Source organism: Pseudanabaena sp. FACHB-2040, assembly GCF_014696715.1.
Taxonomy (GTDB): domain Bacteria; phylum Cyanobacteriota; class Cyanobacteriia; order Phormidesmidales; family Phormidesmidaceae; genus JACVSF01.
The window spans coordinates 271,738-294,057 of the sequence record NZ_JACJQO010000022.1; the positions used below are offsets into that span (position 1 = coordinate 271,738).

The following is a 22,320-nucleotide window of genomic DNA, read 5'->3' on the forward strand; positions in this document are numbered from 1 at the left end:
AAGTCCAGATGCTCATATCCTCAACGCGAACCCGCGTCCCCCCAACTCCTCTCTCCTAACTAAGAACCATGACACGTCACTTCTGGAAACGCTTTAGCCTCTTAACCCTGCTGGGCCTGCTGATGAGCTGGCTGATTAGCTGCGGGGGTGCGCCCACGGCTTCTAATTCTGGACAGGCGGGTGGGGGCACCCAAGACGTTGAGTTTTGGACGATGCAGCTGCAGCCGCAGTTCACGGACTACTTCAATACGCTGATTGCTCAGTTTGAGGCCGAGCACCCCGATGTGAAGGTGCGGTGGGTGGACGTGCCCTGGTCTGACATGCAGAGCAAGATTTTGACGGCGGTTTCGGCGGGAACCGCGCCTGACGTGGTGAATTTGAACCCTGATTTCGCCTCTCAGCTGGCCAGCAAAAATGCTTGGCTACCGCTGGATGACAAGCTGCCGACCACGGCCAAGCAGACCTACCTGCCCAAAATTTGGGAGGCTAATGCCCTCAATGGCGAGAGCTTCGGCATTCCCTGGTACCTAACGACCAACATCACCCTCTACAACCAGGAGCTGCTGACTCAGGCTGGGGTGTCGGCTCCGCCCACGACCTACCAAGAACTGGCTCAGGCGGCGCAACAGATCAAGGAACGAACCGGGAAATACGCGTTCTTCACCACCTTTGTCCCAGAAGATTCGGCCGATGTGCTGCAGTCTCTGGTGCAGATGGGGGTAACGCTGGTGGATGACCAGGGCAAAGCCGCCTTTAATACGCCAGCAGGCAAAGCCGCTTTTCAGTATTGGACTGACCTCTACCAGAAAGAGCTGCTGCCCCGCGAAGTGCTGACTCAGGGCCATCGTCGCGGCATTGAACTTTACCAGGCAGGCGAAACGGCGCTGCTCTCTACCGGGGCAGAGTTTTTGACCACGATTGAAACGAATGCCCCAGCCATTGCCGAAGTGACCGGCAGCTCAACTCAGATTACTGGGGACACTGGCAAGCAAAACGTGGCGGTAATGAACCTGGTGATTCCGCGCGCTACGGATGTGCCAGAGGCAGCGCTAGACTTTGCGCTGTACGTCACCAATGACGCCAACCAGCTTGAGTTTGCCAAAGCAGCCAATGTTCTACCCTCAACGGCCAACGCGCTGAAGGACAGCTATTTTACCCAGCCTGCTGCCGACGCCGCCCCGCTCACCCTAGCCCGCACAGTCAGCGCTAGCCAAATGGAAAAAGCCGAAGTGCTGATTCCAGCGATGGAAGATGTCAAGACGCTACAGAAGGTTGTTTACGACAATCTCCAGGCCGCAATGCTGGGTCAGAAGTCGGTGGATCAGGCCGTTGCCGATGCAGCTGCCGATTGGGATGCCCGTTAGCTCGCCTTGGCAGGCTGCTGCGTAGCGAAGAAGTGGCCAACGAGATAGAGCGAGCCGCACAAAACGGTCAGGGGGCTCTGATTCTGCGCGATCGCAACTAGCCCCTCGGCCAAATCATCATAAATCTGGCAGCCGGCTAGGTCGGGGCAGATAACGGTTGCGATCGCGCTCAATTCCTCTGGAGCCGCCGTTGAATGTCCTGGCACCGGCACCAGGTGTAGTCGGTCTCCGGGCCGCAGCAGTTCTCGAAAAATGTCGGCATGATCTTTGGTCGAGAGCATACCCATCAGCCAGGTCACGGCCGGAGGCTGGCCCTTGGATTCATCTTTCCTTAGGCTAGACAAAACCTGATCAACATAGGCTCGCAGGGCCCTAGCCGCTGCCGGATTGTGGGCTCCATCAATCAGCAGCTTGTGCAAATTTCCTTGGTTGTCGGGCCAGGTTACCCACTGCAGCCGTCCTGGCCAACGAGCTTGGGCCATGCCGCTAACAATGGCTTCGTCCGAGATATTCCAGCCCTGATCCTGGAGGAGTTGCAGGGTTGCGATCGCGAGCGCCGAGTTGGCCAGCTGATGGGGGCCAGGAAACGGCAGCGGATACTGCAGAGATCGGAGTTCTGGGGCGGTCAGCCCAGCTTCTGCCGTCTGAGTGCCGCTAAACTCGGCCCAACCGGACTCTAGTAGCTGGGCTGGTGTCGGCCATATGGCTGGACAACCTAAGTCAGCAATCTTCTTTTGCACCACCGCTGCCGCTTCTGCAGGCAAAGGCCCAATCACCGCCGGGCAGCCTGGCTTGAGAATGCCTGCCTTTTCTCGGGCAATGTCAGCCAGGGTGGGGCCGAGTCGCTGCCAGTGCTCTCGGCTGAGGGAAGTAATCAGAGTGACTAGGGGGCGATCGCAAACATTGGTCGCATCCAGCCGTCCACCCAAGCCCACTTCAACTACCGCAATATCTACCGCCTGCCGCGCAAAATAGAGCCAAGCAGCAGCAGTAATCACTTCAAACTGAGTTGGGCAAGGTTGCTCTGGGTCAATTGCGGCCTCTACCTGCTGCAGCACTGCTAGCAAGTCGTCCGCGCTAATCGGCTGCTCATTAATGCAGATTCGCTCACACCAGCTCACCAGGTGGGGCGACGTGTAACGACCCACCCGATAGCCCGCTTGGGCCAAAATCGACGAAAGATAAGCACAAACCGATCCCTTACCATTGGTTCCAGCCACGTGGACAATGGGAACCTGCGTGTGAGGGTGGCCTAGGGCCATCAGGAGCCCTTCGATCCGCTCTAGACCTAGGTCTACCCCAAAGCGTTCATAGCGGGCGAGAAGGGTTGCAAAGGCAGGTTCAACGGTCGAGCCAGCATTCATGGAAGCGTGTTTACAAGAAACGACAAAAAAGTAGAGGCACGAAGGTTCGTGCCTCTAACGAAAATTTCCGATCAATCGGCGGGAGCCTAAACGGCCTCGGTATTCTTCTCGCCGGTACGAATCCGGACGATCTCATCTACTGGGCTGACAAAAATCTTGCCATCGCCGATCTCGCCCGTTCGTGCCGCCGAGATGATCTTGTCAACCACCATATCAACTTGAGCATCATCGACCACGATCTCGATCTTGAGCTTCTGCAGAAACTCAACCGTGTACTCCGACCCCCGGTAGCGTTCGGTTTGCCCCTTCTGGCGGCCAAACCCGCGCACCTCTGATACAGTCATTCCGACGATGCCCGCATTCACTAAGGCAATCTTCACCTCATCCAGCTTGAACGGACGAATTATTGCTTCAATTTTTTTCATACCTGACCTGATATTCCTTCAGCGTTCACCGTTGCATAGCTCAGCAGCCCTATGTGTATCGAGGAGAACCCCCTAAGTACTGTATTTGTCGATACATTTCTCTGCTTGCTCGCCTGACCCCAGGATATCCCACCGCTTTACCCTACCGGTTACCGCCCAACAGAGGCTTCATAATCAGGAAGCCAGCCCCAAAGGCACTGACCACAATGAGCAGAATGGTGGTTGCTAGCCACAGACCGCTCATGTCTTTGGGACGGCTGCTGCCGCTCTGATGTCGGGGTCGCTCAGATCGCTGTTCGGTGAACAAAGGCTGAGACTTTGAGCTTCCCTGGGGCCGCTTTTGAGGAGCAGAGGTCTTAACGATGCGAGTGACCTGAGTGGACAGGTTGGAGCCAGGTTCACCCCCGAACCTAGAGTAAGCCTCAGCCTCTTCTAGGCGAAACTCGCTTCGCTCCAGAGTTGGCAGCGGAAAGCCAGCGGGTTGGGTTGACTCGATGGCATGGCGCAGCTGATCGGCAGACTGAGCAAATCGCAGAATTTCTTGCCGCAGAAGCTGGTTTTGCTGGCCCAACTGCTGATTTTGCCCGTTGAGAGCGTCTACCTGAGCTTTGGTTGCTTTCAGCTCAGCTGCCAACTCCCGATACACCGAAATGGGCACTGAGGGAGCATAGTTACTGGCAGCTGGGGTCTCTTTTTCGAGAGCAGCATACTGTAGTGCAGGATCCGGATGAAGTGGCGAATTCATAGGGGTTTCAATGGGAGTAAATCAGGCAAGACAGGCTTAGTTTTGAATGTCTGACCAAGGGTAGTTCAAATTAGAGCAACCGAACCAGTTTTCGTCAAGAAAATTCCCGGTGGGGCCTACTTTTTAACAGCCTGCAGGAACGCAGCTGAATCTGTTACAAACCCAAAGCACTGGTTCACGTTATAGACCGTTGCCTGGAGACAGTAGTCAGGAGAGGTGGTCGCTGTACAGTCTCGCAGCAAAATGCAGTCGTAACCTAAGAAATTAGCATCTTGCAGGGTCGCCATGACGCACTGATCTGCATTCACGCCCGCAAAGAGCAGCGTAGTTCTGCCCAGGTTGCGCAAAATACTGTCTAAAGGCGTGTCCCAAAAGCCGCTCATTCGGTATTTATCAACCCGAATGTCGGCAGCCGTTTGCTCTAGTTCATCCACGACGGCTGCCGACCAGCTGCCCTGAGCCAGCACTAGGGCACCGTTTTTAGGTAGGGGGTCGTTTAGCCCAACCCCGGCTCCTGTGGGGTTGTAGACGTGGCGCAGGCTAGCACTGATATTAAGCAGGTCGGGGCGGTTGCCCCAGTTAACCCAGATGACCGGCACCTCTGCCTGCCGTAGCGTGGGCAGCAACCGCACCAGCGGCGCAATCGGGTCGCGGGCAGGGCTGACATCTACACCAATGGAGGCCAGCCAGCCGTCGGGGTGGCAAAAGTCATTCTGCATGTCCACCACTAGGCAGGCGGTTTTATTGAGATCTACGTGCAGCTTTTTGGTGTCTGTGGCAAAGCTGACCCGCCGCTGGGGCAGCGGTGAGCGGGTGATGTCCGCTTCTTCAGCGTTGACCAGCCAGGCGTTGGGAGGTGTTCCTAGAGTGCGACGAAGAGCAGTCATAGCGGTGTTTTGTGGAAAGAGAAGGACGAAGATAGGCTGCAGGAAAAAGGAGGTACCTGTCAGCACCTCCCTTTCTTAAACCAAAAGCTCCCCTTTATGCAGTTGCGATCGCAACTATCACCAGCACCGCACAGACCGCATAAAAGACGGCCACAACCTGAATCTCAGGCCAGCCAGACAGCTCAAAGTGGTGGTGCAGCGGAGCCATTTTGAATAGCCGCTTGCCCACACCATCAGGGCCTTTAGTGGCTTTGTAGTAGCCTACCTGAAGAATCACAGAGAGGGTTTCGGCAAAAAAGAGCAGGGTGACAATCAGCAGGCCGAAGAGATTGCCGCTGAGAATACCCACTGCTCCCAAGGCTCCACCCAGCGCCAGAGAGCCAGTATCGCCCATAAAAACCTTGGCCGGGTTGTGGTTGTGCACCAAAAAGCCCAAACAGGCTCCCGACAAGGCCGCACAGAAAACCATCAGGTCGGGGTGAGTAGGCGCAACCAACACGCCTAAGCCCAGCAGCGCTATGGCCCCAGCACCGCCCATCAAGCCATCAAGGCCATCGGTCAGATTGGTTGCATTGCTCTCAGCTACCAGCACAAACCCAGCCAGCGGCCAGAAGAGCAGGCCCAGCGGTAGGCTCAACCCCAGCGGCAGCGCCACCTGAGTTAAATCGGTCGGCTGAGTCATCAGCGCCCAGGCACAAAAGATAGCGGCAAAGCCAATTTGCAGCAGCAGCTTAGTGCGCGGAGCAATGCCTTTATTAGACTTGCGGCGCAGCACTTGCCAGTCATCTAGCCAGCCGATGCTGGCGTAGGCCAGCGTCAACGCCGAGGTCGCTACCGTCGTTGGGGCAAACCCAGTGGCAACCAGGGCCACTAGCACCGCTGCCGGAATAAAGAAAATACCGCCCATTGTTGGCGTTCCGGCTTTTTTGAGGTGCGCTTGTGGCCCCTCTTCCCGGATGAACTGACCTGTTTTTAAGGCCCGCAGCAGGGGCACTGCCCAAAATCCGAGGGTGCTGCTGGCCAAAGCAGAGAGTAAAAACGGCACCGCCAGGGAGGAGCCTAGGGTAAAGACGTGCCCCATCTCGGTATCAAGCACAATGGCGGTCAGGCTCAGGCTAACAGCTAGCACCCAAAACAGCATTAGGCCCGACACGCCTAGGGGCTTGGTCGAAAAAAACTTCGCGTCCACAGAGGGTTTGCCTCATCTCACACCACACCACACACACTGATGGGAACTTACCGATTGGGTGAAGTCCCCCCGGGGCTGAGTGCAGCTGAATTTCAGCCAAATCAGCCCCCATTTCTCACATTCGGACTTGAGTTTAGCAGCCGCGCTCGGCAGCTACCTTAGTCATCGTCTTCAATGGGCAAATCATCATCGTCTTCATAAGCATCGTCGTTGCCCATCAGATCAGAAATTTCTTCACTGTCGGGCTCGTCAGGAATGACCTCGACGGGCTCTCTCGCACGCAGCCGACCAATCTCTTCCAGCCAAGTGAGAATGGAAGAGTCGGTTGACGATTGCAGGATAGGTGCTTTTGCGCTGCGCGGCACCTGTCGAATGGAAGGATTATAGAAAGGTGAAGTCATGGTTAGCTTTAGAGAAGGTCTGGAAACCTGATAGACGATAAAGGTGTCACAAGACCAGAGAACGGTGACTCAATCAGCAGTAAACTGCAAAAAAGTTTACACCGGATTGATAGCTCAGAACTATTGATATGTCAACTCGGCGCAATGGAATTTAGCCGAGTCCACAGCGCTCTTTTGCACTCTACACCGTCTCTAGACCTAAATCAGGCAGTCTTTAATTCTAACGAAGTTAATCGGTCGTCGTTGGCAGACGTGCTGATGACCTATGATGCAGCCAGCTGTTGCACTTTTCGGGCCAGACTATGTTGGGCAAAGCTGACTTGCTAGATGCGATCGCACCTTTCAACCGGGGCATTTTAGCCAGCCCCACCGACCGCCAAGCGATTCAGGCCGCCGTTTCTCGCCTGGAAGACCGCAACCCGACGCCGCAGCCGCTGGCCGCCACCGACCTGCTCGAAGGAGACTGGCGCTTGCTCTACACCACGAGCCAGGAGCTGCTGGGCATCGACCGGGTGCCGCTGGCCAATTTGGGGCAGATTTATCAGTGCATTCGCACCGCCAATCAGCGCATTTACAATCTAGCTGAGGTCAAAGGGCCGCCCTTGCTCTCTGGTCTAGTCTCGGTTTCAGCCCGCTTTGAGCCTGTCTCAGATCGGCGCGTCAATGTTGCCTTTGAGCGAGGGGTGCTGGGCCTGCAGAGCGTCTTGGACTACCGCTCCCCCAGCCAGTTCATCCAAAAACTTGAGGCAGCCTCCAAGTTGCCCCTATGGCAGGGCATTGACTTTACCATCAACCGGGAGCGGCAGCAGGGCTGGCTAGAAGTGACCTACCTGGATAAAGACATCCGTATTGGCCGGGGCAATGAGGGCAATATTTTTGTTCTCAGAAAAGTTTAGGGACGTGATCACCGCGTCCCTAAACTTTTTCTCTTGGTTTTTAGAACTGGGTTTTTAGAGCTGGGCTTTTAGAGCTGGGCAATCAGCGCTTTGACCATAGGAACTTGGAAAAACTGCTCAGTTGAGGTCATTAGCCGATTACCCCAAAGGTTACCGCGCAAAAAGCTTGGATCAGCATGGCGGCTGTCTTGTTCCAGCGCCTCAATCCCCAAGCGAATAGACTCGGTGCGCTCTCCTTGGGAGTAGAGGGCAATTGCGATCGCAAGTTTGGGCTCTGTCTCTTCAGGGGCAGCTTCTAAGGCGCTTCTCCAGCGGGCAATCGCTTCGTCGGTTTTGCCCTGCTCAAACAGCACCAGCCCGATATTGTTGATCGAGGGCCAAAATTCAGGGGTGGCCTGTACAGACGCCTCATATTTGCTAATGGCCTGAGGGTATTGATTGAGCTTGAAGTAGGCATTGCCCAGGTCAAATAGGGCAGCGGCGTTATCGGGCTGTATCGCCAGACCTCGTTCTAGGAGATCCGCCGCCCGCTGATACTCACCCTTCTGAAAATACGCTGACCCCAGGGAAAACATCACCCCAGCATTGTTGCCATCCAAAGACTGAGCCCGATCGAGGGCCGGAATAGCTTCATCCACCCGATCCAACTGCAGGTAGAGGCTGCCCAGTAAAGACCAGATCTCAGCCCGACCGGGGGCCAGTTGAGACGCTAACTGGGCTCGCTCTAAAGCCACCTCATACTGTTGAAACTGAGCTAGCTGCAGCGCTTCTTGAGCTAGCACCAGGCCCTGCTCCTCTAGGCGATTAAAATCTACGGGCAGCACGTAGGGTACCAAAGCCTGACCCAAAGCCGGGGGCGCGACGCCCCACAGTCCTAGCACTGCTAGCAGTGAGAGCACAGATGTTCGTTTCAGCACGACCGATTACCGCTCCATGAATACGCAGCCTGAAGTCAGATTAGATCATCTTGCAGGCGAATGGGGAAACTGAGCTGCCTGGGCATTGCGTTGCCACATGAAGGGTTTGATCCGGCGCAGAGCTGAAGCCGGAAACCGTCGGGCCCAATCAGCCTCTGATAAATCAGCCAGTTCAGCCAGGGTAGGGGTCACATTCCAGGGGTAGGGCTGTAGCTCAGCCACATCGGTAGCCTGAGCAAACCGCAGGTTCCAGGGGCAAACATCCTGGCAGATATCGCACCCGGCCACCCAATTATTCAGCTTTTGGGCGATCGCATCCGGCAGCTTTTCGGCCCGGTTTTCAATCGTGTGATAGGCAATGCAGCGGTTGGCATCGACCACACCGGGCTGGCGAATGGCTTGGGTGGGGCAAGCCTCAAGGCAGCGAGTGCAGGTGCCGCAGTGGGCCGTGTGGGGCTGATCAGGCTCTAGTTCCAGGCTGGTCAGCACCTCCCCTAAAAAAACCCAAGAGCCATATTCACGGGTAATCAGGTTGCCGTTTTTAGCCACCCAGCCCAGGCCTGCCTGCTGAGCCCAAAACTTGTCCTGCACCGGCCCAGTATCGGCGTAGTGGCGCACTTGAATAGACGGGTCTTGGTCTTGCAGCCACTGGGCCAGCGCCTTGAGCCGCTTGTGCAGCACCCGATGGTAGTCTCGGCCCCAACCATAGCGGGCAATCTTGGCATACTGGCTGCCCTCAGGGCGATCCTGAGGCGTGTAGTAGTTGAGAGCCACACAGATTAGCGATCGCACCTGCGGCATCACCTGGCGAATGTCTTGCCGCTTGGGGTTGGTCATCCAGTCCATGTCGGCCTGGTATCCCTGCTGCAGCCAAGACTGTAGCCTAGCCTTGACCTGAGCTTCGGGAGCAGGTAGAGCAGTTTCTGACAGAGGCGGTACCGAGGCCACGCCTACCTTGTGAAATCCGAGTTGTAGCGCCTTTTGCTGCACCGCAGCGCGGGTAACTGACATAGTGCTCAAGAGATAGCTGACAAAGAAAAACTCTAAGCTTTCTGACAATTGTCATCTGTCTGTAGGTTGAGGCTCTAGATTAAAGTCAGGGAGCTGTAGCTCAAACAGACAGATTTTGGTATTCCAACGGAATCGGTAACTGGTGAAGCGATTTTTGAAGTTAGCCTGCCTCTTTAGTTTAATGTTGGGGGCCGTCCTCCTAGGATCTCGGGCCTTGGGCCAGCCGCCACTGACGCTGCCTACTGCTCCACCAACCGCGCTAGAGGTAGCTCAACCAAGCACGTCTCTATCCAAGGGCCTCAACAAAGACACAGAAATCCAGAGCGCCCCACCCACAGGAACCACTGACGAAAACTCTACTGAGGCACAGACCAACAGCCTCCGCCCCTTCAGTGAGGCAATAGAAGGGTTTACCCGGCTAGAGGGCTTGCTAACCCTCTATCAAAACCTCGACAGCAATCAACTGCTGCTGGCGCTGCGGCCTGAGCAGCTCAACCAAAATTTTCTCTTTCTAGCCACCCTGGAGTCGGGGCTGGGCGAGTGGGGGCTGTTTCGCGGCTGGGACATCGACGATTTTTTGCTGCAGTTTCGCCGAGTGCCGGGCAATAAGCTCCAGATAGTGGTGCCCAACCTCAATTTTCGCTCAGGACCGGGGTCAGGCCAGGAGCGCCGTCTACTGAATGAGTCCTTTAGCGATTCACCGATTGCGACCCTCAATATCGTCAGCATTGAGGACAAAAGCGGACTGCTGCTGGTAGATTTCGGAGCCTTTCTGCTCAACCGCGACCCGGCCGATCTGGTGGCCCAGTTTCCCTGGGTATTTGGCGGCTACAGCTTTAATACCGAAGCGTCTTACCTGGAGACAGCCCAGCCGTTTCCGCAAAATGTGGAGCTGGCTGCAGTCCTGAGCTTTTCTGGCGGCGGCAGCAGCAACCCGCTGTCGTTTTTGTTTTCGCCTAGCCTTGAGACTCTGGCCGATGCCCGAGGATTTAACCTGAGAATGCGCTACAGCTTCTCCCAACTGCCAGAAAATCCGCGCTATCAGCCCCGACTAGCTGACGAACGGGTGGGCTATTTCCTCACGGCCTTTCGCGCCCCAGCCCAGGCCCGTGCTCGCGAGTCCTTCACCCGCTACATCCACCGCTGGCACCTGGAAAAGCAAGACCCTACCGCCGCGCTATCACGGCCCCAGTCCCCAATTGTTTTTTGGATTGAAAATACGGTGCCGACGGAGTACCGACAGGCAATTCGAGAGGGTGTGCTGATGTGGAATGAGGCGTTTGAGCAGGCAGGCTTTCGAGATGCGATCGCAGTTCGACAAATGCCCAACGATGCCGACTGGGATCCGGCCGATACCCGCTACAACGTGATCCGCTGGTCTGACTCCTTTGGCAGCGGCGTCTTGGGCTACGGGCCTTCCCGCGTCAATCCGCTAACCGGAGAAATTTTAGATGCCGATGTCGTGCTCGACGCCAATGTAGTCTCTTACCTGCAGCGGGAATACCAAGATTTTGTCGGTCCCCTATCGACCCAGGCCGAGACCTACCTGCAGCTCTGTGGCCGCCCGTTTCGGAGCGTTTATCACCAGTGGCTGCTGAGCCAGGCCCAGGGCAGCCAGCCAGCCACCGCTACCCCTCGAACTGCCCAGGTTTTAGCGGCGGAGTCAGCCGCTGCCGATCGCTGCGCTGGCTACAGCGCCGCCCAGCAGGTCGCCTTTGGCAGCCTAGCCCTCGATCTGCTGGGGGCCCCCTTTACCCCATCAGAGGTCTTCAAAACCTACGTCCACGACTATCTCAAGTCTTTAACGGCTCATGAGGTCGGGCATGTATTGGGTTTGCGGCACAACTTCTTGGGCAGTACACTGAATACCCCCGAAGACCTGAATAATGCCGAATTAACCCATAGCCAGGGCTTGGTTAGCTCAGTGATGGACTACTTTCCGCCCAATTTGGCTCTCGACAGCAGTGCCCAGGGAGACTTTTTTCCCACCCGTCTAGGCCCTTACGACCTGTGGGCTATCGAGTATGGGTACAAGCCCCTACAGGGACGGCTGTCGCAGTTTGACCAGAGCAGTTTGCAGAGCATTGCCCAGCGCAGCGGCACCCCTGAACTGGCTTACGCCACCGATGAAGATATCTACGATTTTTTGAATCCTCAGGCTGCTGCTTGGGACCTCAGCAGCGATCCGTTGCAGTATGCGCAGTGGCAAATGGAGAATGCTCAAGCGATCTGGAAAAAGCTGAACTGGTATTCGGTCAGACCGGGGGAGGGCTACGGTCAGCTGCGCCGCCGCTTTGACCTAATCATGGGTTACTACCAGCACCAGATGTTCACCATTTCTAACTATATTGGCGGCCAGCAGTTTACCCGCACCAATCCCTGGGACTCGCGGGGCCAGCAGCCGTTTGCGCCCATTTCTGCAGAAAAGCAGCGACAGGCTCTGGACTTGCTGGAGAAATATGTGCTGTCTCCCGACGCCTTTAATTTCTCCCCCGATCTGCTCAACTCCCTCGCCCCCGACCGCTGGAATCACTGGGGCCAGAGCCTGACCGTGTATCCCCTGGACTACCCTGCCTACGATCGCATTCTCTTCGTTCAGGGCATGGCCTTAAATGACCTGTTTTTTGCTGACCGACTGCGGCGGCTGCGAGACGGGGAACTCAAGGCAGGCCCTACGGCAACCCTGAGCCTGCCGGAACTGTTTGAGCGAGTCAACCAGATGGTCTGGAGCGAAGTTCTAACCACAGACGGCCAGCCACCAGCCCTGACCAGCCTGCGGCGCGGCCTGCAGCGGCATCACTTGACCCTGCTCAGCAGCCTGGTTCTGCGGCATAGCCTGAGCGATCTAGAAGGGGCCCAAGATTTACTAGAAGCGATTGGCATTGGATCTACCTTGGGAGCCCCCGAAGATGCGCGGGTGATGGCCCGATATCAGCTGCAGCGCTTGGGAGATGCGATCGCAACTACCCTGCGCCGCCAGGGCGATCGGCTCGACATCAGCACTCGGGCTCACCTAGAAGACGCGCGCGATCGCATTGGCAAAACGCTCAACGCCCCTTTACAGAGCGGCTGATTTTAGAGCAATTTGCCACCCCGTGCTTTTCCGGCAGAGCCGGGGCATCTTAACTTCACACCCAGCGAAAACACTTATCAGAATTTTTTTGAGAACACGACGAGCCTCAATAAATCCTGTGTCTCCTTGGTGTATGGTGTATTGATGATTGCAGTTTGTAACGATCCTGTGGCATTTCAGAGTGTATTACCTAGCTAAACTGCCGCACCCAATTTGAGGCAGCAGTTTCTAAGCTGAGCAAACTCCGTTGAACTCTTCAGTTAGCCTATGCTAACCGCGCTAGCGGCCTTGACCCTGACTCCAGTGCTCTCTCAGACGTTACCTGCGTCAACCTTAGAGCCTGGAGTCTCTGAACCTTCTGCGCTGGTGGCACCCGCCCCACCGCTTGCTACTGGCGCAGCCTTCCAACCAGAGGAAGCTCGCCCCTTCGAGCAGCCTAGAACCTTAATTTCCGGCCTAGCCTCCCGGCTGTCTGAGGCGACCCTGGTGGCCTCAGACCCTCAGCATTATGCCGAGGTTGTCCAGCAGCAGGATGTGCGGCCTCTGCCAGGACAGCTCGACCAGGTGCCTGTCTTTAACAGCAACAGCCCAGAGGTCATTCAGAGCGAGGGAATCTTGCTCTCCACGTTCCCCGCAGAAGGGATGCGAACCCCCCAGGCGCACCTCAACTTTCCCTTTCAAGGGCGCTTTGATATTTTTGCCCACCACATCGCCCGAGGGGTGTCCCACGACGACCGCCGTACTCTCTTTTTGGGCGTTCTAGTACACAATCCCGGCGACCAGCCTGTCACCGTGGAAGTTCTCCAGGGCATGACCTACCTGAGCCAGGAGGCCCCCTTTCGAGAGCTGCCCTCAACGGTTCTCAACCCCAACGGCACTATCTATGCTGGCCCCGGCAGCCGCACGACCACTGACCTCCTAAGGGGGCAAAACCAGTCCCAGTGGCCCCGTGAAGTGGTCATCCCGCCTGGTCATGTGCACCTGCTAATGAACGTGCCCATTCCCCTGCGGCAGCTGACGGTGCCAGTCAACGGCACGTATCCCCAGGGCAGCACGATTCCCAAGCCTGCACCCAGCCAAGTCACGGTGGTAGCCGCCACTGCCGGAGAGGCCGGTATCGGGCTAGGGCCAGGAGACGTTGTAGTCGTGCCTCGGCCCAACAATCAGCCTCTGCCTAGCAACGGGCGGACTGCCATGATGTACCTCTCTAGCAGTGGCCCAGTGCACGTTGCCAGTTTGGCGATGTACGCACCGCCAGCGGCAGGAGGGGCTGAGCGGGTGCCCGCCCTGCGAGAATGGATTGACCTACTACGGCGGGGCAGCCTGGCCGGCCCCCGAGACATTCCGCCGACTAACCCCGAAACCTACCGAGCTGGTCGCTTCTACTACGGTCGCGTAGCCGGAGTCGCTCGCGGTTCTCAGTGGAGCACTCTGGTCACAGATGGCCCCGACACCACAGTCCTGTCTATTCCTCAGCCAGGCGATGCTTTCTCCTATGTGCTCAGTACCGTAGACCGCAATACTTTTGGCACTGGGCAAATCCAAAGTGCGCCGATGTTGGTGCGCTACCCCGATACGGCCTTCCGAGCCCACGGCAACTACGGCATCCGTTACAGCCTGACGATGCCCCTGTACAACCCTACTGGCTCGACTCAAAGCGTCGAACTGAAGCTCCAGACTCCCTTGCCAGATGAGGGACTTAAGGGTGGGCTACGCTTCCGGCAGCCACCCGAAAATCGAGTTTTCTTCCGGGGTACGGTGCGCCTACGCTATGCCAATCAGCTTGGCGTTCGGCAGACCCACTATGTCCATTTGGTGCAGCGGCGCGGTCAGGAGGGCGATCCTCTGGTGAAGCTGAATATTCCTGCCGGGGAACGGCGAGAGGTTGAGATTGACCTGATCTATCCTCCCGATGCAACCCCGCCCCAGGTGTTGACAGTGCAGACGGTCAATTCCTTTAACGTGATTGAGGCGGGCAGCCCAAATCCAACGGCGCAGCCCCTCAGCCGAGAACCTTCTCTCCCGGCAGCAAACCCCTAAGCTTGCGCTTGAGGGTAGGCTCTGTAGGGGCTCTATTCCTGAGCAGTCGCTTCGGCACGAACCCACAGGGCCAGCCCACCGCTGCGGCCCCGAGCTGCAAGATAGTCAGCCTGGGCCAGAAAAAAGGAGAAAAACGGCAGTTGGGCCACCGGAACGGCATCAAAAGAGGCTGCTTTAGCCGTCTTTGAGCCGGTCGCACCGCTGTAGAGCGTGGCCCCTAGGGCCTTAATTTCGAGCCGAGTAAAGTCAAAGGCCAGCAGGTTTTTCTTGCCGGGGGAGCGGGCTGGCCCTGAAAAGGTAATTTGTAGAGGCCCCAAGCGCAGCTGATTGCGAATCGTGATTTTTCCGGGCTGATCGGCGTCTGGGAGGAAACTGATTTGGGCCACGGCCAGGGTAGGGACGTAGAACCCGTTTCCCACGGGTTGCCCTGAGCGGTAGTGGGGCTTTTTGGGGGCCGTAAAGCAGAGCCGCCAAGTGCCATAGAGCTCGTTGGGGGTGTAGGTTTGCCGCTGCTGCTTAGCGGTTTTCTCGGCCTCCAGCAGGGCAGCCGTTACGGCCTTGCCGTCTGGGCGCGGCTTGGCTCCCCGCAGGGCCATTGCAGCAGCGGCCAAAACTTCTAGGGGAGCAGACGTAGGGGCAGAGGAAAGAGAGGACATATCTAAATCTAAAAGGACTCACGTGCCTTCAGTATGGCAGTGGGCTAGGACTCTGCGATAATGAAGCTCGCAATGCCTGAGCTGCTGTGCCCATGACTGTCAACCTCCGTAAACGCTTTTTCCGCGCTAGCGATCGCAACCGCCAGGCGGCAAACGTCTCAGTCATTTTGATGTGGGTAGGCATTGCCATCACTCTGGTGTTTATCCTGGTGGCGCTGCTGGCCCCACTGCTGCAGTCTTGGGGCATTTTGCTCGACCCCACGGCAGCGCTAGACAACCCCATTCATCAGCCCCCCTCAGCAGAGCATTGGTTTGGCACCACCCGCCAGGGCTACGATGTCTTCTCTCGCACCCTGTTTGGCACTCGGGCTGCTTGGCAGGTGGTGCTGCTGGCTACCGTCATGAGCGTTGCCATTGGCGTGCCGCTGGGCATGGTCAGCGGCTACCTGGGCGGGCGGCTAGACCGGGCGCTGCTGTTCTTTATGGACACGATCTACACTTTGCCGGGGCTGCTGCTGTCGATCACGCTGGCTTTTGTGGTGGGTCGGGGGGTGATCAACGCTGCGATCGCACTTAGCATTGCCTACATTCCCCAGTACTATCGGGTGGTTCGCAACCATACAGTCAGCATTAAGACCGAGCTGTTTATTGAAGCGGCCCAGGCCATGGGAGCCTCGACCTGGGCAGTGCTCAACCGCTATCTGTTTGTCAACGTGATTCAAAGTGTGCCGGTGCTCTTTACCCTTAATGCTGCCGACGCCATTTTGATTTTGGGGGGACTGGGCTTTTTAGGCTTAGGTCTGCCGGAGCAAATCCCGGAGTGGGGGGCCGACATCCGGCAGGCGCTCGATGCACTGCCTACCGGCATTTGGTGGACGGCACTCTTTCCCGGTCTGACCCTGACCCTGATGGTAGCGGGCCTGTCGCTAGTGGGTGAAGGGCTCAACGACTTGGTCAATCCTCTGCTGCGACGTGAAAACTGGAAGTAGGGCCGCCCCAATCTGAGACAATGCCCAAAAGCAGTCCCAAAAGCAGATATGGAGATGGGCATCTATGGGTACGGATCTGGCGCAGGTAATCGGGGTAGATTTGGGCGGTACCGCCATTAAGCTGGGGCGCTTTACGCCAGCGGGCACCTGTCTGGCCTCATTAAGCGTGCCGACGCCGCAGCCCGCTACGCCAGAAGCCGTGATCGAGGCGATGGCGGCTGCGATCGCAGATCTCGATCCCAACGATGAAGCTGCCGCCATCGGTATTGGCACCCCTGGCCCCACCGATGCTGCCGGACGAGTGGCGCGGGTAGCTATCAACTTAGCAGGCTGGCAGGATGTGCCAGTCGCCGACTGGCTAGAGGCCAAAACCAAGCGCCCCACCGTACTAGCCAACGATGCCAACTGTGCTGGGCTAGGAGAAGCCTGGCTGGGGGCTGGTCGCGCCTTCAAAGATCTGATTTTGCTGACCCTAGGCACCGGCGTTGGGGGAGCCTTGATTCTAGACGGCAAGCTGTTTGTGGGCCGCCACGGCACCGCCGGAGAATTGGGACTGATTACTCTCAACCCCGAGGGGCCGCCCTGCAACAGCGGCAACCGAGGCTCTTTAGAGCAGTACTGCTCGGTGCAGGCGGTGCGGCGACAAACCGGATTAGAGCCGGGAGAGGTGGCAGCCAAAGCTGAGGCTGGAGAGGAGGATGCGATCGCATTCTGGCAGCAGTATGGTCGCCACCTGGGAGCGGGGCTAGCCAGCTTGATCTATATCGTCACGCCCGAAGCTGTGATTTTGGGCGGGGGTATCAGTGCCGGGGCGCGCTGGTTTCTACCCACAGTCAAAGCGGAGATTGAACAGCGGGTATTGCCCAGTTCCCGCGAAAACCTGCAAATTCTCATTGCCGAGTTGGGCAACCAGGCCGGAATTGTCGGGGCTGCCCGCCTGGCGCTGCAAACGTTGGGGACTGCCAGCCAGGAACTTAGCTGAGCACCTAGGGTCTAATTTCCTTCATGAACTTAATCTTCATGAAGCAGACAAAACTTTGTTCAGATTAAGGGAACTGTGGTCGCTTCCTCACCCAGTCTTCATTTTTGTCGGTAGTCTGAGAAAAATTAAAGTTAAAGCCTCGGGCCTATGCGAGAACATTTTATTCAAATTGCCTCTGTCTTTTCTAATCGCTACAGCGGCTGGATTCTTTGGAATTTATTCCTTGCCTTTATCCCGCTGGCGCTGAGTTTTTGGCTGTTTCGGCAGCGTCGGCCTGTACCTCGCAACGCCCTCTGGTGGCTGGCCCTGATTGTCTACGTCGCATTTCTGCCGAATGCACCCTACGTGCTGACAGACATTATTCACTTCATTCGCGCCACCCGCGATGGGCTTTCCATCATTGCGCTGACGGTCGCCTATATCCCGCTGCACGTGCTGTCAATTTTGGCCGGGTTTGAAGCCTACGTCGTATCTCTGCTGAACCAAGGGCAGTATCTTCGCAATCAAGGGGCCAAACGGTATGTCCTCTGGGCCGAACTGATGACCCATGCCCTGGCTGCAGTTGGGGTGTTTATTGGCCGCTTTCGCCGTTTCAACAGCTGGGATATTATCTCCGATCCAGACGAGGTGCTGCTGCAAACGCTTGACGACCTGACCTCAAGGCGGCCACTGGCGGTCATTCTGGCGATGTTTTTGATTATTGCTGGACTGTACTGGCTATTTAAGCAGATTACCTTGGGGTTAGTGCTGCGGATGCGCTATGCCCGTTTAGGCAAGGAAATCGAGCTATAAAGGGGTTTAAAGACGGGTCTAGAGACGCTGAGCCCAGCGTCTCTAGGTTGATTCATCAAAAATTTCCTTACTCTAGGCTAGGCAGTTCACAGCTACCGGCATCAAAGCTGTAGGCTTGGAGGTCGATGGGCACCGGCTTCACCTTCCAGATGTCCTGGCAGTACTCATGAATCGCCCGATCCGAGGAAAACTTGCCGGTTCGGGCCGCATTGAGAATAGACATGCGGCTCCAGCGCTCAGGGTCTTGATAGGCCCGGCCCACCTCATTTTGACAGTCGATGTAGGGCTGGTAGTCGGCCAGCAGCAGATAGGGATCGCTGAGCATAAGCTGATCAACCAGCGGCTTGAACAGGTCGCGATCGCCGTTGGAGAAATGGCCCCCAGCTATCAGTTCAACCACTTCTTTAAGCTCAGAATTGGTATCAAAGTAATCCAGAGGGTGATAGCCGTGTTTTTTTAGCTGCATCACTTCTTCAGCGGTCAGGCCAAACAAGAAGAAGTTGTCTTCCCCAACTTCTTTGCGGATCTCGACGTTAGCTCCATCGAGGGTGCCAATGGTCAGCGCCCCATTCATGGCAAATTTCATGTTGCCAGTACCTGAGGCTTCGTAGCCTGCCGTCGAAATCTGCTCCGACAGATCCGAGGCCGGATAGATACGCTGCCCGTTGGAGACATTGAAGTTGGGCAGGAAGATCACCCGCATGCGATCGCGCGTCAGCGGGTCATTGTTCACCACCTCACCCACCGCGTTGATGAACTTAATTATCAGCTTGGCCATGAAATAGCCGGGAGCCGCTTTGCCGCCGAAGAGGAAGGTACGCGAGGTAATCTCTAAATCTGGGTTGTGTCGCAGGCGGTTGTAAAGCGCGATGATGTGCAGCACGTTGAGGTGCTGGCGCTTGTACTCGTGGATTCGCTTTACCTGCACATCAAACAGCGAGTAGGGATCGACGGTAATGCCCATGTGCTTTTCAATATGCAGCGCCAAGTCGTATTTGACAGCCTGCTTCACCTGCCGCCACTCTGCCCGGAATGCGGCATCTTCGGCATAGCCCTCTAGCTGGCGCAGATCTTCTAAGTGCTTAATCCAGCCGTCGCCAATTTTGCTCGAAATCAGCCGAGTCATGCGGGGATTGCTCAAGACAATCCAGCGGCGTGGGGTAACGCCGTTGGTCTTGTTGCTAAACTTTTCAGGCGAAAACTCGTAGAAGTCCCGCAGCACTGTCTTTTTCAGCAGTTCAGTGTGGAGGTCAGCCACCCCATTAATAGCCAAGCTGCCCGCGCAGGCCAGGTTGGCCATCCGCACATAGCGCTCGCCTGACTCATCGATCAAAGACATCCGGGCAATCCGCTCTTGATCTCCCGGAAACTTAAGCCGCACCTGCTCTAAAAAGCGGGTGTTGATGTCAAAAATAATCTCTAGGTGACGGGGCAGCAGCCGTCCAAACAGGCTAAGTGTCCAGCGCTCCAGCGCTTCTGGTAGCAGGGTATGGTTGGTGAAGGCAACCGTTTTTTGAGTGATCGCCCAGGCACTTTCCCAGTCCAGTCCGTGCTCATCGAGCAATAGCCGCATCAGTTCGGCCACCGCTACAGCAGGATGGGTATCGTTGAGCTGAATCGCAAATTTCTCGTGAAAGCGCTCGACCGGTAAACCCTGCCCCTTGAGAATGCGGAACATATCCTGCAGCGAGCAGGACACAAAGAAATACTGCTGCTCTAGCCGCAGCTGTTTGCCCTCTAGCCGCTCATCGTTGGGGTAGAGCACCTTGCTCAGATTTTCTGAGACCATCTTTTTCTGAACGGCCTGGTAGTAGTCACCCCGGTTAAAGGCTTCGAAGTCGAAGGACTCAGGAGCCTCGGCGCTCCACAGCCGCAGGGTATTGGCCGTATTCACCTGATAGCCCAGAATCGGCGTGTCGTAAGGCATGCCAACCACTTCGCGGGCGGGAATCCAGCGCACCCGCTGTCGGCCCTGCTCATCTTGGTAAGTTTCAGTGTGGCCCCCTAGCTTGACGTGAACCGCCCAGTCGGGTCGAGCAACCTCCCAGGGGTTGCCGTAGCGCAGCCATTTATCGGTCAGCTCCACCTGCCAGCCGTCTCGGATCTCCTGGCTGAAGATGCCAAACTCGTAGCGAATGCCGTAGCCCACCGAGGGAATGCCCAGCGTCGCCAGAGAATCGAGGTAGCAGGCAGCTAAGCGCCCCAAGCCACCATTGCCTAGGCCTGGCTCTTCCTCGGTCGTCAACAGATCATCTATGTTGACGCAAACGGAGTCCATCGCCTCTTTCACCTGATCGTAAATGCCCAGGTTAATTAGGTTGTTGCCCAAGTGAGGCCCCATGAGAAACTCAGCTGACAGATAGCAGACCGTACGCGACTGCAGATCGGTATAGGTAGCGGCACTGCCTAGCCAGCGCTGCAACATGCGATCGCGCACCGTATAGGCCAAGGCCAAATAATAATCGTGCTTAGTGGCAAGCCGGGGAAACTTACCCTGAATGTAGAAAAGATTATCTAGGAAGGCCCGTCTTAAAGTTTCTACGCTAAGGCCAGTGCGATCGTCCTCAACGCTCATTCCTGAGAGGGACTGGGGATTCGCTGCTAGAGTCATGGGGGAGTCCTCTGTGGGAAAAATAGCCGGAGTTGGATATTGGCCTAGAGTACATCTTCTGGTAGAGGGATCTGTAAAATCAAAGAGTTTCTTTGAGCCCCATAGAAAAAGCTGCCAGCCAGAGTGCCCCGCTCAATCGCCCGAGAAACATCAGCTCGGCCGCCAACAAATTTTCTCCGCGTCCCCGCATCTCCCTGTCTTTAAATCTTCCTAACGCAGCGTAATTTTCCAAAGACAGTCGTATCGGCTGTTAATAGTGAACGAATCGTTGCATGAAGTCCGATGCAGCGAGAGTTCGCCCAGCGGGTAATTTCTGATGATGTATTCGTTGCTGCGGATCTGCACGTTCTCCCCAGGGCTAATGTTTGCGCCAGGGATAGGCGGCAGCCCCAAACTAGACAGTACATGGTTCACGTGGGCAGTGTTGGTAATCGTGTTGTCTGCCTCAATGTCTAGTCGGGGGCCAGGGGAGAGCGCATCATTGCGATCGGGATCGACCAGAACAAAGCTCTTTTGTCCCGCCAGTTCTGTAATCGTTTCCCAGGAAAACTCGGGCAACGACCTGGTAGCTCGCTCTGAAGCGTACTCTTGAAACACTCGATACTCGGCTAGCTTAGTCTGCGCTTCTTCGGATCGATCTGAGGGAATAGTTTTAACCTTTTCCAGCAGGGTAATAGCCTCTCCCCAACGAGTAACGACGGTTTCCCAGTCTCGTCGGCCCTGGGCAGACTGTACCGCCACAGCCGCCTCCCAACCCGTCTCTAACGCTTTTTCGTAGAGAAAATCAGCTTCTACAGCCTTAAATGGATTAGATCTGAACCACTGATTGGCATTTGCTCGGTAGATGAACCAGGGCAGAGACAGCACTAAAGCGGCCAAAGCTGCACTGGCAAACAAAACAGATTGATCTTTCAACCCTGATCGGGAGTAGTCCTCTGCCATCGTTTCATGCTCTGTCGTTCAGACACCCAATCAATCTACTAAATGTCTGTGAAGATTTCCTTATTTTTATGATGATGACCTTTATGAAATTATGAAGTTTTGAATTAGAAGTCGCGCTCGCTCTCCCCTTTTTCAAAAAATATGGGAAGGGAGAGTAGCAAGCCAAGCCAAAACAGCACAAGAGGGGTAAAACCCCATTTAAAGAATTAGTTTAGCCAGTTCGAAACCCCATCTTCAACTTGAACCTTAACAGCCAGAATTGTTGATTTGGCCGTTGGGCATTTGAGTATTACAAAAGATCGCCTCAGATAGATTGGCCCCCTGCACACCGGCATCTTGCAACTTAGCATCGGTCAGATTGGCTCCCTGCAAATCTGCTCTGGCTAGACGAGCGGCACGCAGGTCGGCTCCGGTCAAATTAGCGCCTCGTAGCGATGCCCTGACTAGATTGACCTGGAATAGATCGGCCTGGGTGAGGTCAGCTTCATCAAGATTCACCCGGCTCAGGTTGCTCCGCAGCAGGTTAGCTTCCTGAAGGCCGCTGCCCTGCAAATCGGCCTCGAACAGACGCACCTCTGTCATCTGTGCCCCTTGCAGGTTAGCTCCAGGCAGTCGAGCCTGGGTCAGCGTTGAACGGCTCAGGTTAGTTCCGATCAGGAGAGCATTTTCTAGATTGGCTTGGGTGAGATCGGCTCCAACCAGCGTGGCTCGGCTTAGGTCTGCCTGGCTCAGGTTAGCGCCCATTAGATTGCCGCTGAGTAGGGAAGACTCTTGGAGTTGGGCACCTGCTAGGTTAGCTCGGGTCAAGTTAGTTTGATTTAACCGAGCGCTGGCGAGAACAGCTTGGCTTAAGTCACAGCCAGCACACTCATTAGTAATCAGGAGCTGCTGTAGGTGGCCAGGATTCCAGGCTTGGGCGCTGCCGTGGGCTAACAAGGTGGCTGCAGCAATGGCTCCGACCCTACTGGCCCAGTGCCCCCAGGTGAGTCTGGAAAAGCAGCTACTCGAGCGGCACATAAAGTTTGAGAGATTCATG

The 22,320-nt window shown here is 56.2% G+C and carries 19 protein-coding genes; 7 read left to right on the forward strand and 12 right to left on the reverse strand.

Annotated elements, in window-relative coordinates; translation table 11 throughout:
• Positions 1-68 precede the first annotated feature (68 nt).
• A complete protein-coding gene (locus H6G13_RS24230; protein WP_190487729.1) occupies positions 69-1,364 on the forward strand; it encodes a sugar ABC transporter substrate-binding protein in 1,296 nt (431 codons plus the stop codon).
• Here H6G13_RS24230 and H6G13_RS24235 read toward each other — a convergent pair.
• From H6G13_RS24235 to H6G13_RS24260, 6 genes are all read right to left on the reverse strand, one after another.
• On the reverse strand, positions 1,361-2,728 hold the full coding sequence (locus H6G13_RS24235; protein ID WP_190487732.1) for a folylpolyglutamate synthase/dihydrofolate synthase family protein: 1,368 nt from the start codon (positions 2,726-2,728) through the stop codon (positions 1,361-1,363). The genes H6G13_RS24230 and H6G13_RS24235 overlap by 4 nt on opposite strands.
• Before the next feature lie 86 nt (positions 2,729-2,814).
• Positions 2,815-3,153 (reverse strand): P-II family nitrogen regulator, encoded by a 339-nt coding sequence (locus H6G13_RS24240; RefSeq protein WP_190487735.1) that lies wholly within the window; start codon positions 3,151-3,153, stop codon positions 2,815-2,817.
• Positions 3,154-3,295: 142 nt separating this feature from the next.
• Positions 3,296-3,898: a hypothetical protein gene (locus tag H6G13_RS24245; protein WP_190487737.1), complete on the reverse strand. Its 603-nt coding sequence runs from the start codon at positions 3,896-3,898 to the stop codon at positions 3,296-3,298.
• Between the two features lie 116 nt (positions 3,899-4,014).
• Positions 4,015-4,785, reverse strand: a complete 771-nt coding sequence (locus H6G13_RS24250; RefSeq protein ID WP_190487739.1) for an isochorismatase family cysteine hydrolase — start codon at positions 4,783-4,785, stop codon at positions 4,015-4,017.
• A 94-nt stretch (positions 4,786-4,879) separates the two neighbouring features.
• On the reverse strand, positions 4,880-5,974 hold the full coding sequence (gene mraY, locus H6G13_RS24255) for a phospho-N-acetylmuramoyl-pentapeptide-transferase (RefSeq protein ID WP_190487742.1): 1,095 nt from the start codon (positions 5,972-5,974) through the stop codon (positions 4,880-4,882).
• Positions 5,975-6,132: 158 nt separating this feature from the next.
• Positions 6,133-6,375, reverse strand: a complete 243-nt coding sequence (locus tag H6G13_RS24260; RefSeq protein ID WP_190487744.1) for a DUF3134 family protein — start codon at positions 6,373-6,375, stop codon at positions 6,133-6,135.
• 302 nt (positions 6,376-6,677) lie between these two features.
• Here H6G13_RS24260 and H6G13_RS24265 point away from each other — a divergent pair, with 302 nt between their 5' ends.
• Positions 6,678-7,271 carry a PAP/fibrillin family protein gene (locus H6G13_RS24265; protein ID WP_190487746.1) on the forward strand — a complete coding sequence of 198 codons (594 nt, stop codon included), beginning with the start codon at positions 6,678-6,680 and terminating at the stop codon, positions 7,269-7,271.
• 68 nt (positions 7,272-7,339) lie between these two features.
• Here the strand turns inward: H6G13_RS24265 and H6G13_RS24270 are convergent, their stop codons facing one another.
• Both H6G13_RS24270 and queG read right to left on the reverse strand, forming a co-directional pair.
• Complete coding sequence (locus tag H6G13_RS24270; RefSeq protein WP_347277525.1) at positions 7,340-8,188, reverse strand: tetratricopeptide repeat protein; 849 nt, start codon at positions 8,186-8,188, stop codon at positions 7,340-7,342.
• A 45-nt stretch (positions 8,189-8,233) separates the two neighbouring features.
• A complete protein-coding gene (gene queG / locus H6G13_RS24275; protein WP_190487748.1) occupies positions 8,234-9,199 on the reverse strand; it encodes a tRNA epoxyqueuosine(34) reductase QueG in 966 nt (321 codons plus the stop codon).
• Positions 9,200-9,413: 214 nt separating this feature from the next.
• Between queG and H6G13_RS24280 the strand changes: the two genes are divergently transcribed.
• Positions 9,414-12,272, forward strand: a complete 2,859-nt coding sequence (locus tag H6G13_RS24280) for a zinc-dependent metalloprotease (RefSeq protein WP_190487750.1) — start codon at positions 9,414-9,416, stop codon at positions 12,270-12,272.
• A 267-nt stretch (positions 12,273-12,539) separates the two neighbouring features.
• A complete protein-coding gene (locus tag H6G13_RS24285; RefSeq protein ID WP_190487752.1) occupies positions 12,540-14,312 on the forward strand; it encodes a DUF3370 domain-containing protein in 1,773 nt (590 codons plus the stop codon).
• Between the two features lie 32 nt (positions 14,313-14,344).
• Here H6G13_RS24285 and H6G13_RS24290 read toward each other — a convergent pair whose 3' ends face one another.
• Positions 14,345-14,968 (reverse strand): hypothetical protein, encoded by a 624-nt coding sequence (locus tag H6G13_RS24290; protein ID WP_190487753.1) that lies wholly within the window; start codon positions 14,966-14,968, stop codon positions 14,345-14,347.
• A 92-nt stretch (positions 14,969-15,060) separates the two neighbouring features.
• On the opposite strand from H6G13_RS24290, the gene H6G13_RS24295 reads away from it, so the two are divergent.
• The 3 genes from H6G13_RS24295 to H6G13_RS24305 all read left to right on the forward strand — a co-directional run bounded on the left by H6G13_RS24295 (position 15,061) and on the right by H6G13_RS24305 (position 17,731).
• Complete coding sequence (locus tag H6G13_RS24295) at positions 15,061-15,957, forward strand: ABC transporter permease (RefSeq protein WP_190487754.1); 897 nt, start codon at positions 15,061-15,063, stop codon at positions 15,955-15,957.
• Positions 15,958-16,021: 64 nt separating this feature from the next.
• Positions 16,022-16,939 carry an ROK family protein gene (locus H6G13_RS24300; RefSeq protein ID WP_190487755.1) on the forward strand — a complete coding sequence of 306 codons (918 nt, stop codon included), beginning with the start codon at positions 16,022-16,024 and terminating at the stop codon, positions 16,937-16,939.
• A gap of 147 nt (positions 16,940-17,086) precedes the next feature.
• Positions 17,087-17,731 carry a DUF1361 domain-containing protein gene (locus H6G13_RS24305; RefSeq protein ID WP_190487756.1) on the forward strand — a complete coding sequence of 215 codons (645 nt, stop codon included), beginning with the start codon at positions 17,087-17,089 and terminating at the stop codon, positions 17,729-17,731.
• 67 nt (positions 17,732-17,798) lie between these two features.
• On the opposite strand, the gene H6G13_RS24310 is transcribed toward H6G13_RS24305, so the two are convergent.
• From H6G13_RS24310 to H6G13_RS24320, 3 genes are all read right to left on the reverse strand, one after another.
• Complete coding sequence (locus H6G13_RS24310) at positions 17,799-20,342, reverse strand: glycogen/starch/alpha-glucan phosphorylase (protein WP_190487757.1); 2,544 nt, start codon at positions 20,340-20,342, stop codon at positions 17,799-17,801.
• Positions 20,343-20,552: 210 nt separating this feature from the next.
• Positions 20,553-21,284, reverse strand: coding sequence for a hypothetical protein (locus H6G13_RS24315; protein WP_190487758.1), 732 nt, complete (start codon positions 21,282-21,284; stop codon positions 20,553-20,555).
• A 246-nt stretch (positions 21,285-21,530) separates the two neighbouring features.
• Positions 21,531-22,319 carry a pentapeptide repeat-containing protein gene (locus tag H6G13_RS24320; protein WP_190487760.1) on the reverse strand — a complete coding sequence of 263 codons (789 nt, stop codon included), beginning with the start codon at positions 22,317-22,319 and terminating at the stop codon, positions 21,531-21,533.
• Position 22,320 lies beyond the last annotated feature (1 nt).